Raw genomic sequence first — 14,279 nt, 5'->3', positions numbered from 1 at the left:
CAGAGCGTTAGAACGATCGGCGGATGCATTTACAGCTTCGCCTTCACCGCCACCAGTGCATCATTGCCATCCACCGTCTTCACGCCATCGAGCCACTTGTCCAGTACCGCCGGATTCGCCTTGATCCACGCCTTCGCCGCCGCGGCATTGCTGATTTTCTTGTTCACTACCTCGGCCATGATGCTGTTTTCCATGTCCTGAGTGAACGCCAGATTGGTCAGCAACTTGCCCACATTCGGGCAGGCCTCGGCGTAGCCTTTGCGGGTCAGGGTGAACACGTTGCCGGTGTCGCCGAAGTATTTTTCGCCGCCCTTCAGATAGCGCATTTTCAGTTGCACGTTCATCGGGTGCGGGGTCCAGCCGAGGAAGGTGACGAATTTCTGTTTCTTCACCGCCCGCGATACTTCGGCCAGCATCGCCTGTTCGCTGGACTCGATCAGCTTCCACTGACCCATGTCGAAGTCGTTCTTCTTGATGATTTCCTGCAGCGAAATGTTCGCGGGGGCGCCCGAGCCGATGCCGTAGATTTTCTTGTCGAACTTGTCGGCGAATTTGTTCAGGTCAGCGAAATCATGCACACCCGCCTCCCAGACATAGTCGGGGACAGCAAGGGTGAATTCAGTGCCTTCGAGGTTTTTCGCCAATTGCGTCACATCACCGGTGGCGACGAATTTGTCATAAAAGCCCTGCTGCGCCGGCATCCAGTTGCCGAGAAATACGTCAACCTGGCCGTCCTTCAAACCGCCAAAGGTGATCGGCACCGCAAGGGTATCGACTTTGGCCTTGTAGCCCATGCCGTCCAGCAGAAACCCGGTGATGGCATTGGTCGCGGCGATGTCGCTCCAGCCCGGATCGGCCATTTTCACGATCTCGCAGCCTTGCTCGGCAAAAGCCGAGGCGCTGCTCAACGCGATCAGGCCAACGGTCACAGCTGTGGATAACTTGCGCATGGACTTCCCCTTAACATTATTGGTTTTGGCAGGGTTGTGGATAACGGGCCTTGCGCTCCAGATCATCAAGGTCGATGTGGTTGCGCATGTACTGCTGACTGGCATCGACCAGCGGCTGGTGATCCCAGCTCTTCAGCTTGCCGATGGTTAATGCATCGGCGACGAACCGGCGTCGGCGCTGGCTGGCCAGCACGTCCCGATGGATCGCCGGGATATCCCATTTGGTCCGCGCTTGAGCAAGAAAGTCTTCGAACACCTGACGGTGTTGCGGCGACTGGCTCAGCTCTTCCTCTTCGCGCGGATCGTTAACCACGTCGAAGAGCAGGCACGGGTCGCTTTCGCTGTAGATAAATTTGTAGGCGCCCCGGCGAATCATCATCAACGGGCTGACGGTGCCTTCGGCCATGTACTCGCCGAACACTTCGTCATGCCCGCCCTGCCCTTGCAGGTGCGGCAGCAAGGAGCGGCCGTCCAGCGGCAAGCCCGGTTCGAGGCTCCCTCCGGCCAGATCCACGAACGTCGGCAGCAGGTCGGCGGTGGAAACCGCGGCGCTGACCCGGCCCGCCTGGAATTGTCCCGGTGCGCTGATCAGCAGCGGCACCCGCGCGGCCATCTCGAACCAGTGCATTTTGTACCAGAGGCCCTTCTCGCCGAGCATGTCGCCATGGTCGCCGGAGAAAACAATGATGGTGTCGTCAATCAGCCCGGTATCGTCCAGCGTTTCCAGCAGTTTGCCGACGTTGGCGTCAATATAGCTGCAAGCCCCGAAATAGGCGCGACGGGCATCGCGGATTTTATCCACAGGCAGCGGCTTGTCCCACAAATCGTAAACCTTGAGCAGCCGTTGCGAGTGCGGATCGAGTTCGTCCTGGTTCAAGGCTGTAGGCAGCGGGATATCGGCATCGTCATACAAATCCCAGAATTTCTTGGGAATTGTGTACGGGTCGTGCGGGTGAGTCATCGACACGGTCAGGCAAAACGGCTGGTCGCCATCCTCGCGGATGTGATCGAACAGATATTGCTGTGCCTTGAACACCACCTCTTCGTCGAAATCCAGCTGATTGGTACGCACGCACGGCCCGGCCTGCAGCACCGAGGACATGTTGTGATACCAGCTCGGTCGTACCTGCGGCTCGTCCCAGTTCACCGCCCAACCGTAATCGGCCGGATAGATATCGCTGGTCAGGCGTTCTTCATAACCGTGCAGTTGGTCCGGCCCGCAAAAGTGCATCTTGCCCGACAGCGCAGTGCGGTAGCCGAGTCGGCGCAAGTAGTGCGCATAAGTGGGGATATCGGCAGGAAAATCAGCGGCGTTGTCATAGGCGCCGATCTTGCTCGGCAGCTGACCACTGACCAGAGTGAAGCGCGACGGTGCGCACAGCGGGCTGTTGCAATACGCGGCATCAAACACTACGCCCTGGGCGGCGAGGCGGGACAGGTTTGGCAGTTTTACAGGCGATGGGCCGTAGAACGGCAACATTGGCGCGGCCATTTGATCGGCCATGATGAAAAGAATGTTCTTGCGCTTCATGTGATCGCGGCATTCCATGTTGAATATTTATGCGAGAGTGCTGCAACCGAGCATGGATCCCACGCTTTCTTCGGTAAAGCCCGCCACAGACAATGACTAGGATAAGCACAGCTTATGTATGAGGCCCTCGGCGACCTATCCCTCGATCTTCTTCGCGCCTTTGAAGCGGCGGCGCGCCATCGCAGTTTCACTGCGGCTGCGGTTGAGCTTGGTACGACACAACCGGCGATCAGCCAGCAGATCAAACGCCTGGAAGAACAACTCGGAACACGCCTCTTCGATCGGATTTACCGGGGCATTGAGCTGACTGAGGTGGGTACCCTGCTTTTCGAGCAAGTTACCTTGGGTTTGCATAACATCGACGCAGGATTGAGCGCAATCAGCGCTCAGCAGCAACATGAAGTGCTGCAGGTCGCGACCGATTTCGCGTTCGCCGCCTATTGGCTGATGCCGCGCCTGCACCGCTTCCACGAAGCCAACCCGCACATCGATGTCAGCCTCGTCACGAGCGAGCGCAACCACAATATGCTGCGCACCGACATCGACGTGGCGATCCTGTTTGGCGATGGTCGATTCAAGCAGGGCGAGAGCCACTGGCTGTTCAGCGAAGAAGTGTTCCCGGTGTGCAGCCCGCTGCTGCTCAAGGACCGTTCATTGCCGTTGCCCGCGCAGGCTCTGCTGGAATTTCCGCTGCTGCACCTGCGCGGCGAAAACAGCAGCAACTGGTTCGACTGGAGCGGGCTGTTCCGTCAACTTGGCCTGACCACGCCGCCGGCGCCGGGTCAGTTGCGCTTCGACAATTACACGTTGCTGATTCAAGCGGCGATTGGCGGGCAAGGTGTGGCGATTGGTTGGCGCCACCTTGTGGATAACTTGCTGATGCAGGGTTTGCTGTGCCGGCCGCTGGCGCAAACCACGCTGTCGCGGCTGGGGTATTACGTGGTGCTGCCGCAGCGCAAACGTCGGGGTGCGTTGATTCAAGAGTTTGTTGATTGGTTAATGGCGGAACAGGCCAGCAGTGCCGAATCGCTTAACGGTCTGGCCCTGCCCTCGATTGCGGTGTGAAGAGCAAAAGATCGTCCGATCGCGGCCCGAGCCTCCGGCAGCTCCTGCAGGCGATCTTTTAAATATCTGAAGCCGCTACAAAATTCACATGCTGCCCCACATGCAGATTGAGCCGCAGCTCATCGGCAATCCCCACTGCCACGCGGTTCAAGCGCTCCAAGGGTTCGGCAAGCCCCGGCTCGAGATTGCCGCCAACCTGACTGAAATGCTCGATGGTCAATCCGGCAACGCCATGCGGCGCATTGACCAGGGTCCAGCGCAGTGCGCTGCTTTGCACCGCCTCGAGGATTTCTTCAGCGGCGTGACGTTGCAGACGCTCGTCACTGTCAGGCTCGTCGAGTACACCGAAGTTGCCTACCAGGAACAAGCGCGGCACGCTGGCCAGGTGCAAGCCTTCGACCAGTGCGTCGACTGCCAGCACCTGTTCGACCGGGCCGAGAGTGACCGAGCGCTCGACATGGTCGCTGCTGAACGGCAGCCCCGGCGCGTCCAGCAGACAGATCACCGCCGAGGTGCCGGCGACGCTCTGATTGACCCGCTCGGCGTCGAACAAGTCGCCGGTTTTAGTGCGCAGTCCGGGTCGCGGCGCGAGCGCGGTGAGATCGTCGAGAATGGCGATCACTTCGTGTTGGCGGCGCAGCAATTCAGCCATCAACGCACCCCCCAGGCTGGCCATGGCACCATAGAGCACCACTTTCACCACTGGGGTTTCGGCATTTTTCATGGCTGTTTTCCTTATAGTTGGCCCATATGGCCTGTGACGGTGGAAACAGCCAAGGGTTCGAACCGATTGAGAGGCGACACGATGCAAGGGATCAAGGGCTACCACGCCCATGTCTATTTCGACGCGCGGACCATCGACCAGGCGCGGGCCTTGTGCGAACAGGCCGCGCAGCTGTTTGCGCTGAAGATGGGCCGCGTGCACGAACGCCCGGTGGGCCCGCACCCCGACTGGAGCTGCCAACTGGCCTTCGGCCCCGAGCTGATCGGCGAAGTGCTGCCTTGGCTGGCGCTCAACCGCAAGGGCCTGGTGGTATTCCTGCACCCGGACACGGGCGATGACTTGCTCGATCACACCGAACACGCCATCTGGATGGGCGCGCTGCGGCCGTTGAATCTGTCGGTGTTTTAATCGAGAGTTTCTTCGGCTTCGCCCGGCAGATGCTCATCCAGACGCAGCCAGGGCAATCGGCTGTCAGTCCAGATGTGCCGCTCGGCCGGCGCGATTTCAGGATGATCCAGCGTGGCGATGGTCACGTCGATGGTGTCGGGGCTGAGCGAGGTCAGCAATGCCAGTTGCGCGCCGCAGTTTGAGCAGAAGTATCGCGCGCAACTGGCGGACGATTCATAGCGTGCCGGCGTTCCGGCCAGCCATTGAAAGTTCGCCGCCGGCACGGTGATCCATGTGGTGACGATACCGCCGCTGACCTTGCGGCAGATCGCACAGTGACAATGCGCAATGTCCTGCAGCGCTGCGCTGAACCGGTAGCGGATGTGCGCGCAGTGACAGCCGCCGTTATGTGTCTGGTTCGTCTCCACCGCTCTTCTCCCGTATTCATTGGCTCTCGTTGCAGCCACCCACCGGTTGACCGTTCATTCATCGCTTTCGATCGCGAAAGGTAGCTGAAAGCTTCCCCGATTAGGATCGCCTCACTCCCGGCAACAGACCGGTTGGCCCAAGACCTGTGGTTGTTCCACAGACCCGGCCCAATTAACAACAACAATGGTGATTCTGATGTCTTCTGCAACCCGCCGTTTTTCCCTCTCCCTGCTGGTTACTCCGCCCGTACGCCTCGCGCCTCCCGTTCTGCGCTGATCCCGCCCGGTCCGCTCATTCCATTAGCCGCGCTACGCCTGGAGTAATCCCATGCTGACTTTCCTTGGCTTCGCCATGGTCATCACGTTCATGTTCCTGATCATGACCAAGCGCCTGTCCGCGCTGATCGCCCTGATCATCATCCCGATCCTGTTCGCCCTGTTTGGTGGGTTCGCGCCGAAAATCGGTCCGATGATGCTAGAGGGCATCACCAAACTGGCGCCAACCGGCGTGATGTTGATGTTCGCCATTCTGTATTTCGCCCTGATGATCGACTCCGGCCTGTTCGACCCGGCCGTGCGCAAGATCCTCAAACTGGTCAAGGGCGACCCGCTGAAAGTTTCGGTCGGCACCGCCGTTCTGGCGCTCGTCGTTTCCCTTGATGGTGACGGCGCGACCACTTACATGATCTGCGTGGCCGCCATGCTGCCGCTGTACAGCCGCATCGGCATGAGCCCGCGAATCATGGCCGGTCTGATCATTCTCGCCGGCGGCGTGATGAACATGACCCCATGGGGCGGCCCGACCGCCCGTGCGGCGAGTGCTCTGCATGTCGACCCGTCGGATATTTTCGTGCCGATGATTCCGGCGATGGCCGTCGGTGTAGTGGCGATCCTGCTGATTGCCTACTTCTACGGCAAACGTGAACGTGCCCGCCTCGGCGAGCTGCATCTGGTCGGCGATGAGATCGATCACAGCGAAATCAGCGTCTCGCAATTCCCTGACGCACGCCGTCCGAAACTGATCTGGTTCAACGCCGCGTTGACCTTCGGCCTGATGTGCACGCTGATCGGCGGCCTGCTGCCGCTGCCGGTGCTGTTCATGGTGGCGTTCAGTATTGCGATGATCGTCAACTACCCGTGCCTGCAAATGCAGAAGGATCGCGTCGCCGCACATTCCGGCAGCGTGCTGGCAGTGGTCGGGCTGATCTTTGCGGCCGGTATCTTCACCGGTATCCTGTCCGGCACTGGCATGGTCGATGCGATGTCGAAGAGCCTGCTGGCGGTGATTCCGGAGTTCCTCGGCCCGTATCTGGCGGTGATCACGGCGCTGGTGAGCATGCCGTTCACCTTCTTCATGTCCAACGACGCGTTCTACTACGGCGTGTTGCCGGTGCTGGCCGAAGCGGCCAGTCACTATGGAATCACTGCAGTGGAAATGGCCCGTGCCTCGATCGTCGGTCAGCCCGTCCACTTGCTGAGCCCGTTGGTACCGTCGACCTATCTGTTGGTGGCGCTGGCTGGTATCGATTTCGGTGATCATCAGCGTTTTACCTTGAAATGGGCGATCCTGGTGTGTATCTGCATTCTGATTGCTGCGCTGCTGTTGGGGACTTTCCCGCTGTTCAGCACTCTATAAGCCCAAGACTCACCGATTCGGGTCCTGGCTTCGCGGTTTGAGGCCCGGACCTTTTTCGGTTTAACAATTGCTCAAAGGAATACACATGGAATGGCTGACCAACCCCGAAATCTGGGTTGCCTTCTTTACCCTGACCGCCCTGGAAATCGTCCTCGGCATCGATAACATCATCATGATCTCGATTCTGGTCAGCCGCATGCCCAAGCACATGCAGGCGCGCACCCGAATCTTCGGTCTGGCCCTGGCGATGATCACGCGGATCCTGTTGCTGCTGTCGATCACTTGGGTCATGCGCCTCACCGCCGACCTCTTCGAGGTGTTCGGTCAGGGCATTTCCGGTCGTGACCTGATCCTGTTCTTCGGTGGCCTGTTCCTGCTCTGGAAAAGCTCGCAGGAGATGTACCACGCGCTGGAAGGCGAAGACGAAAGCGACGACGCGCCATCGGGCAAGGGCGGCAACTTCCTCTACACCATCATTCAGATCGCGATCATCGATATCGTCTTCTCGCTGGACTCGGTGATCACTGCGGTCGGCATGGTTTCTCATGTACCGGTCATGGTTGCGGCGATTATCGTGGCGGTGCTGGTGATGATGCTGGCCTCGGGCAAGATCAGCGAATTCATCGACAAGCACCCGTCGCTGAAAATGCTCGCGCTGTCGTTCCTGCTGGTAGTCGGTACCGTGCTGATCGCCGAGTCGTTCGACGTGCATGTGCCGAAAGGCTACGTCTACTTCGCCATGGCGTTCTCGCTGGCGGTGGAAGCGATCAACATCAAACTGCGCGGCGCGATGGCCAAAAAGAAACAGCAGCAGGATCCGGTGAAACTGCGCAAGGATGTGCCGGGCCAATAATCTGCTCGTCTGCTCAAGCGCAATAACCTGTGGGAGCGAGCCTGCTCGCGAAGACGAAGTGCCAGTCGACAACAATGTTGGCTGGCCCACCGCTTTCGCCAGCAAGCTCGCTCCCACAGTCGTTTTCGGCCACGCAGGGAAAACGTGTCGAATTCCGGGGCCGGATACAGCGGCTTTCATGACAGTTTTGTTTCATTCCGTTCTTTAGCTGTGCAATGCTGGCGCCCAGACCGTTAGCCAACTACAGCTTAAGTATCAAAAACGTAGAAACCGCGCGGTGCCGTCCACTTGCCCCTCTGGGGCGCTGCTACTACAGGGGGTCTGCATGCTCACCCTGCTCAATTTGTTGTCCGCCGTTGCCCTGCTGATCTGGGGCACGCACATCGTCCGAACCGGCATCCTGCGGGTTTACGGCACCAATTTGCGACATGTCATCGGCCAGAACATGTCGAAGAAATGGCTGGCGTTCATCGCCGGTATTCTCGTCACCGCGATGGTGCAGAGCAGCAACGCCACGGCGATGCTGGTCACCTCGTTTGTCGGCCAGGGCCTGATGGCGCTGACCCCGGCGCTGGCGACCATGCTGGGTGCCGATGTCGGTACCGCGTTGATGGCGCGGGTGCTGACGTTTGACCTGTCGTGGCTGTCGCCGCTGCTGATCTTCCTCGGGGTGATTTTCTTTCTCTCACGTAAACAGACGCGGCTCGGGCAGATGGGCCGGGTGTCGATCGGGCTGGGGCTGATCATCCTCGCTCTGCAGTTGATCGTTGAAGCCGCCGCGCCGATTACTCACGCCCAAGGGGTGAAAGTGATTTTCGCCTCGCTGACCGGCGACATCCTCCTCGACGCCCTGGTCGGCGCGCTGTTCGCGATGATTTCCTACTCCAGCCTCGCTGCCGTGCTGCTGACCGCCACGCTGGCCGGCGCTGCGGTGATCAGCCTGCCGGTGGCGATCGGTCTGGTGATCGGCGCGAACATCGGCAGCGGCATTCTCGCCTTCATGAGCACCAGCATGCAGAATGCCGCCGGCCGGCAAGTGGCGCTGGGCAGCCTGTTGTACAAACTGATCGGTCTGCTGCTGATCATCCCGGTGCTCGACCCGCTGGTGCACTGGATCGACAGCCTCGATTTCAGCCCCCAGGAAATGGTCATCGGCTTCCACCTGCTCTACAACACCGCACGCTGCCTGATCCTGCTGCCCAGCGTCGGGCCGATGGCGCGGCTATGTGCCTGGTTGCTGCCGGAGCGGCCGGAGGTCAACGGCACCGCCAAACCGCGGCATCTCGACCCGACGGCACTGGTCACGCCGAGCCTGGCGCTGGCCAATGCTGCGCGGGAAACCCTGCGCATGGGCGATCTGCTCGACAACATGCTCGACGCCTCCCTCGATGTGCTGCGCGGCAAGCAGACCGCCGTCACGCAGGAGATGCGCCGCCTGACCGACGATGTCGAAGCACTGTACAGCGCGATCAAGCTTTATCTGGCGCAGATGCCCCGCGAGGATCTCGGCGAGCAGGACAGTCGGCGCTGGGCTGAGATCATCGAGCTGGCGATCAACCTGAAACTTGCCGCCGACCTGATCGAGCGCATGCTGCGCAAGATCCAGCAGCAGAAAACCTCGCAGCGGCGTTCGTTCTCTGAGGAAGGCCTGGAAGATCTCGCCGGCCTGCAGCAGCAATTGATCGCCAATCTGCGCCTGGGCCTGTCGGTGTTTCTCAGTGGCGACCGCGAAAGCGCGCGGCAGTTGTTGCGCGAGAAACGCCGTTTTCGTGCGCAGGAGCGGCGTCTGGCCCACGCGCACGTCAGCCGTTTGCAGCGCAAGATCGTGCAGAGTCTGGAGACCAGTTCGTTGCATCTGGAATTGATTGCCGACATGAAGCGGCTCAACTCGCTGTTCTGCAGCAGCGCCTATGTGGTGCTGGAAACGGCGGACACCGGCGCGCTGGCGGTGGATGACATGGCCGACATTACGCATTCGCCTTGAACGTCTGAGGCTGCGGTCAGTCAGTTACAGTGGTTCAGCCTTGAGACCGCCGATTGGGGTCGCAACTGACGACACGGATCTCCAAATCAGCCGTATGGAAGCCTGTTATGCGTTGCCTGTTGTTCGCCTGCCTGTTGCTCGGCTCCCTGCCCGCCTTCGCCCTGGATCGTTTTCAAGTCGAAGGCTATGCGCTGCCCAACGGTTTGCAGTTGATGCTCAAGCCCGGCACTGAGCGTGGGCATGTGGCAATCCGGCTGGTGGTCGGCGTCGGCCTCGATGATTTCGATTGCGACGAGAAAGAGCTGCCGCATTTGCTCGAACACCTGCTGTTCAGCGGTATCGACGCCACTGGCGAAGGCGGTCTGGAGGAGCGCATGCAGGCGCTGGGCGGTGACTGGAATGCGTTCACCAGCAATGCCGACACCACGTTCGTCATCGAAGCCCCGGCGAAAAACCAGCGCAAGGTACTCGACCTGCTCCTCGCGCTGTTGACTCAGACACGCATCGACGACAACGCGATCAACGCGGCGAAACGGGTCGTCGAGCGTGAGGACGGCGGCCATTACACCAAACTGCAACGCTTCCTCGACCGTCAGGACCTCGGGCATACCGCGAGCAATCAACTGGCTGTCGAACTGGGATTGAAATGCCCGCAGCGCGCCGAAGTCGGCCATCTTACCCAGGAGCAATTGGAGAAGGTGCGCAAGGCCTGGTACGCGCCGAACAACATGACCCTGATCGTCGTCGGCGAACTCGACAAACTGCTGCCGGCCTATCTGGAGCGCACCTGGGGTGAGCTGGAGCCGGTCGAGCCGAGCGAGCATCGGGCGCTGCCGGACATTCGCACCAGCGCCGCCCATGAACGCACCCTCACCCGTGGCTTCATCGGCGACAGCGCCAAGCTGCATTGGCTGGTGCCGGAACCGGTGCTTGACGATCAGTACGACCAGACCTTCGACATTCTCAAGGATTACCTCGACTGGGCGCTGTATCGGCAGATTCGTCTCAACCACGGCCTGTCGTACGGGCCGTGGGCCGAGCGCGAAGTGTTCGGCGGTGTCGGCTTTATGAGCCTCAACGCTGACCTTGATCGCGATGACGTCGACGAAGCCATTCAGGTGCTGGCGGACCTTAAGGCCGACCTGCTGAAAAACGGCCTTGACCCGAGCACCTTCGCCCGCATCAAGCAAGCTGCCATCGCCCATCAGGCCTGGGCCGTGCAGGGCAACAGCGCGCTGGCGGACTATTACTGGAGCGCGCTGGCCGACTATCAGGATGGCCGCTTTGCCAATCCCGCTCGGGAGTTGCAAGGGGTGACGCTGGACGCGGCGAACAAGGCCATGCGCGAGCTGCTGTTGCAGCCGGGGTATATCAGGATCGAGAAGCCCTTGATCAGTGATGATCAGGTGTTGTGGCTGGTCGCCGGTGGTGTCGGCGTATTGCTGCTGATCGTGATCGGCTGGCGTCTGCATCGCCACCGCAAACCGGCCGAACACTGACCCTGTGGGAGCGGGCTTGCTCGCGAATTCGCCGGGTCAGTCACTGCATTGCCGGATGATCCACCGCATTCGCGAGCAAGCCGCTCCCACAGGGAATGTGGTGGATTTATGTGACCCGCAACCTCGCCACAACGCCCGGCGGACGCTACTCTGTCGGGGTATTTCCTTACCCTGCAGTGAATTGCCCACATGTCGAAATTAACCCTCCTGGTCCAGCGCATTCTCGAGCTGATCAAGCGCTACCCCGGGGTCATTGCGGCGGGTGGTTTCATTTCCGGGGTCGGCAGTTTCATCCTCGTCGATCGCCAACAGGGGCTGGCCAGCTGGATCACGGTGATCATGCTGCTCAGCTGGATCTGGCTGATGCTGGAAAACACCCTGACCGGGCTGTTCACACGGATCTTCAAACGCGAGATCCCCCAGCCGCTGCTGCGCTACGCGACGCAGATGATCCATCAGGAAAGCCTGTTTTTTGTCCTGCCGTTCTTCTTCATCACCACCACCTGGAACAGCGGTCAGTTGATTTTCACCGGCCTGCTTGGCATTGCCGCACTGATCTCGATCGTCGATCCGCTGTATTACAAATGGCTGGCGCCACGGCGCTGGGCATTTCTCGCATTGCACACGCTGACGCTGTTTGCCGCCCTGCTCACCGCATTGCCGGTGATCATGCACCTGACGACCGCACAGAGTTTCAAATGGGCGCTGGGGATTGCCGTGCTGCTGTCGTTCCCGAGCCTGGCGTCGATCTTCCCGATCCGCACGGTGCGCAACGCCCTGGCGATTCTGTTCATTACCGTCGGCATCGGTGGCGTCGGTTGGGCGCTGCGTTCCTGGGTGCCGCCGGCGACGCTGTGGATGACCGATGTGGCGATCAGCACGCAGCTGCAGGATCGCACCCCCGGCGCCAGCCTCGATACCGTCAGCGCCGAGCAGATCCGCAGCGGCGGGCTCTACGCCTACACCGCGATCAACGCGCCGCGTGGCCTCGATGAGCGGATCTATCACGTCTGGACCTTCAACGGCAAAGAGGTTGACCGCATCGCCCTCGACATTCACGGCGGGCGCAAGGAAGGCTACCGGGCGTGGACGCACAAGCAGAATTTCCCCGGTAACCCGACGGGCAAATGGCAGGTGCGCGTGCTGACCGAGGATGGCCAGTTGATCGGCGTGCTGCGTTTCGCAATTACGGACAGCACACCGGCCAAAGAAAAGTAATCCGGTTCGTGCTATTACGTAGGCTCTCGTAACGGCCGTACAAGCACGGAGCTTATGACCAGCAGCCCAACCCCCGGCAGTGCCCACCTGGACACCGCGCTCAGTCCTGCTCGCCTGCGGGTCACCGGCGACTGGACGCTGGCCCATTACACGGCGCTCAAGCACCTGAGTGAAAAGCTCCACGGTCAATACGACGCCAGTACCCCGATCGACCTGAACGGCCTCGGCGCTCTCGACACCGCCGGCGCCTCGTTGCTGGTCGAACTGCTCGGTTCCGAACGGCTGGGCAAGTCTGCCGAACACCCCGATTGCACCCTTTCGACGGCCGACCGCGCCTTGCTGCAAACCGTGTACCGCTCGCTGAGCGATTTCTGCGTGCCGATCAAAGAGCCGGAAGTCAGCGTCAGCGTGCAACTGCTGACGCGCATCGGCCGCGCGGTGGACAAGGTCTGGACCGACACGCTGCAACTGCTCGGCTTCGTCGGGCTGATTCTCGAAGTCATCGCCCGTGGCCTGTTTCGGCCCAGGCGCTGGCGCATCACGCCGATGATCGCGCACATCGAGCAGACCGGCCTCGACGCCGCGCCAATCGTGGCCCTGCTGACGTTTCTGGTCGGCGCGGTGGTGGCGTTTCTCGGCGCCACGGTGCTGGCCAGTTTCGGCGCGACAATTTTTACCGTGGATCTGGTCGGCTTCTCGTTCCTGCGCGAATTCGCCGTGTTGCTGACGGCGATCCTGATGGCCGGGCGCACCGCCAGCGCGTTCACCGCGCAGATCGGCTCGATGAAAGCCAACGAAGAAATCGACGCCATCCGCACCCTCGGTCTCGACCCGATGGAGCTGCTGGTGGTGCCACGGGTGCTGGCGCTGCTGGTGGCGCTGCCCATGCTGACCTTTCTGGCGATGCTCTCGGGGATTGTTGGCGGCGGTGTGGTCTGCGCGGTGTCGCTGGACATCTCGCCGGCGATGTTCCTGTCGCTGCTGCAATCGGACATCGGTGTACAGCACTTTCTGGTCGGCATGGTGAAAGCGCCGATTTTCGCTTTCCTGATCGCGGCGATCGGTTGTCTGGAAGGTTTCAAGGTCAGCGGCAGCGCCGAGTCGGTCGGTGCGCACACCACTTCCAGCGTGGTGCAGTCAATTTTCGTGGTGATCGTGCTCGACGCGGTGGCTGCGCTGTTTTTCATGGAGATGGGCTGGTGAGTCGTTTACCCCGCGCGCCCTCGGAGGCGGTGATCGAGGTCCGTGGCCTGTGCAATCGCTTCGGCCCGCAGAGCGTGCACGAGAACCTTGATCTGGACGTGTACAAAGGCGAAATCCTCGCCGTGGTCGGTGGCTCCGGCACCGGCAAATCGGTGTTGCTGCGCAGCATCGTCGGGCTGAATCGGCCCAGCGAAGGCATGGTCAAGGTCTTCGGCCAGAACCTGCCGAACCTGGCCGAGCATGAACGCTCGCTGATAGAACGCCGTTTCGGTGTGCTGTTCCAGAAAGGCGCGCTGTTCTCGTCGCTGACCGTGACCGAAAACGTCGCCCTGCCCCTGATTGAACACGCCGGCCTCAGCCGCCACGACGCCGAACACCTGGCGGCGGTGAAACTGGCGCTGGCCGGGCTGCCGTTGTCGGCGGCGGACAAGTACCCGGCGTCGCTGTCCGGCGGCATGATCAAGCGTGCGGCCCTGGCGCGGGCCCTGGCGCTGGATCCGGACATCCTGTTTCTCGACGAACCCACTGCCGGCCTCGACCCGATTGGCGCGGCGGCCTTCGATCAGTTGATTCTGACCCTGCGCGATGCGCTCGGCCTCAGCGTGTTTCTGGTGACCCACGACCTCGACACGCTCTACACCATCACCGACCGGGTGGCGGTGCTGGCGCAGAAAAAGGTACTGGTTGCCGGGCCGATTGATGAGGTCTCGGAAACCGACGACGCGTGGATTCACGAATACTTCCACGGCCCGCGTGGCCGCTCGGCGCTGGACGCCGCCAAACTGCTCAACGAGGTCTGAC

Annotated in this window: 13 protein-coding genes; 9 read left to right on the top strand and 4 right to left on the bottom strand. The window is 60.9% G+C overall.

What is annotated here, in order from left to right; all coding sequences use genetic code 11:
* Nucleotides 1-29: 29 nt before the first annotated feature.
* Entirely contained in the window at nucleotides 30-950 is a 921-nt protein-coding gene (gene choX / locus ACP7D9_RS00450) for a choline ABC transporter substrate-binding protein (protein WP_101159693.1), read from the bottom strand.
* 16 nt (nucleotides 951-966) lie between these two features.
* Nucleotides 967-2,481, bottom strand: a complete 1,515-nt coding sequence (gene betC, locus ACP7D9_RS00445; RefSeq protein WP_313000423.1) for a choline-sulfatase — start codon at nucleotides 2,479-2,481, stop codon at nucleotides 967-969.
* A gap of 114 nt (nucleotides 2,482-2,595) precedes the next feature.
* On the opposite strand from betC, the gene ACP7D9_RS00440 reads away from it, so the two are divergent.
* A complete protein-coding gene (locus tag ACP7D9_RS00440; RefSeq protein WP_426154990.1) occupies nucleotides 2,596-3,546 on the top strand; it encodes a choline sulfate utilization transcriptional regulator in 951 nt (316 codons plus the stop codon).
* A gap of 58 nt (nucleotides 3,547-3,604) precedes the next feature.
* Here ACP7D9_RS00440 and ACP7D9_RS00435 read toward each other — a convergent pair whose 3' ends face one another.
* Nucleotides 3,605-4,270 carry an NAD(P)-dependent oxidoreductase gene (locus tag ACP7D9_RS00435; protein ID WP_426154988.1) on the bottom strand — a complete coding sequence of 222 codons (666 nt, stop codon included), beginning with the start codon at nucleotides 4,268-4,270 and terminating at the stop codon, nucleotides 3,605-3,607.
* Nucleotides 4,271-4,351: 81 nt separating this feature from the next.
* Between ACP7D9_RS00435 and ACP7D9_RS00430 the strand changes: the two genes are divergently transcribed.
* Nucleotides 4,352-4,678 carry a DOPA 4,5-dioxygenase family protein gene (locus ACP7D9_RS00430; protein ID WP_426154986.1) on the top strand — a complete coding sequence of 109 codons (327 nt, stop codon included), beginning with the start codon at nucleotides 4,352-4,354 and terminating at the stop codon, nucleotides 4,676-4,678.
* On the opposite strand, the gene ACP7D9_RS00425 is transcribed toward ACP7D9_RS00430, so the two are convergent.
* Complete coding sequence (locus ACP7D9_RS00425; protein WP_101159688.1) at nucleotides 4,675-5,085, bottom strand: GFA family protein; 411 nt, start codon at nucleotides 5,083-5,085, stop codon at nucleotides 4,675-4,677. The genes ACP7D9_RS00430 and ACP7D9_RS00425 overlap by 4 nt on opposite strands.
* Before the next feature lie 328 nt (nucleotides 5,086-5,413).
* On the opposite strand from ACP7D9_RS00425, the gene ACP7D9_RS00420 reads away from it, so the two are divergent.
* From ACP7D9_RS00420 to ACP7D9_RS00390, 7 genes are all read left to right on the top strand, one after another.
* Nucleotides 5,414-6,721, top strand: a complete 1,308-nt coding sequence (locus tag ACP7D9_RS00420; protein ID WP_426154984.1) for a CitMHS family transporter — start codon at nucleotides 5,414-5,416, stop codon at nucleotides 6,719-6,721.
* 85 nt (nucleotides 6,722-6,806) lie between these two features.
* Nucleotides 6,807-7,574 (top strand): TerC family protein, encoded by a 768-nt coding sequence (locus ACP7D9_RS00415; protein WP_313000434.1) that lies wholly within the window; start codon nucleotides 6,807-6,809, stop codon nucleotides 7,572-7,574.
* 325 nt (nucleotides 7,575-7,899) lie between these two features.
* A complete protein-coding gene (locus ACP7D9_RS00410) occupies nucleotides 7,900-9,558 on the top strand; it encodes a Na/Pi cotransporter family protein (protein WP_101159685.1) in 1,659 nt (552 codons plus the stop codon).
* A gap of 107 nt (nucleotides 9,559-9,665) precedes the next feature.
* Nucleotides 9,666-11,057 (top strand): M16 family metallopeptidase, encoded by a 1,392-nt coding sequence (locus ACP7D9_RS00405; RefSeq protein ID WP_426154981.1) that lies wholly within the window; start codon nucleotides 9,666-9,668, stop codon nucleotides 11,055-11,057.
* A 189-nt stretch (nucleotides 11,058-11,246) separates the two neighbouring features.
* Nucleotides 11,247-12,275 carry a DUF5924 family protein gene (locus ACP7D9_RS00400; protein WP_426154979.1) on the top strand — a complete coding sequence of 343 codons (1,029 nt, stop codon included), beginning with the start codon at nucleotides 11,247-11,249 and terminating at the stop codon, nucleotides 12,273-12,275.
* Between the two features lie 54 nt (nucleotides 12,276-12,329).
* A complete protein-coding gene (locus ACP7D9_RS00395; protein WP_426154977.1) occupies nucleotides 12,330-13,478 on the top strand; it encodes an MlaE family lipid ABC transporter permease subunit in 1,149 nt (382 codons plus the stop codon).
* Nucleotides 13,475-14,278, top strand: a complete 804-nt coding sequence (locus ACP7D9_RS00390; protein WP_426154975.1) for an ABC transporter ATP-binding protein — start codon at nucleotides 13,475-13,477, stop codon at nucleotides 14,276-14,278. The genes ACP7D9_RS00395 and ACP7D9_RS00390 overlap by 4 nt, the downstream gene beginning before the upstream one ends.
* Nucleotide 14,279: the final 1 nt, after the last annotated feature.

The organism is Pseudomonas sp. TSRC2-2, from assembly GCF_049897785.1.
Taxonomy (GTDB): Bacteria; Pseudomonadota; Gammaproteobacteria; order Pseudomonadales; family Pseudomonadaceae; genus Aquipseudomonas.
This window is presented reverse-complemented; position numbering and strand designations above follow the sequence as displayed.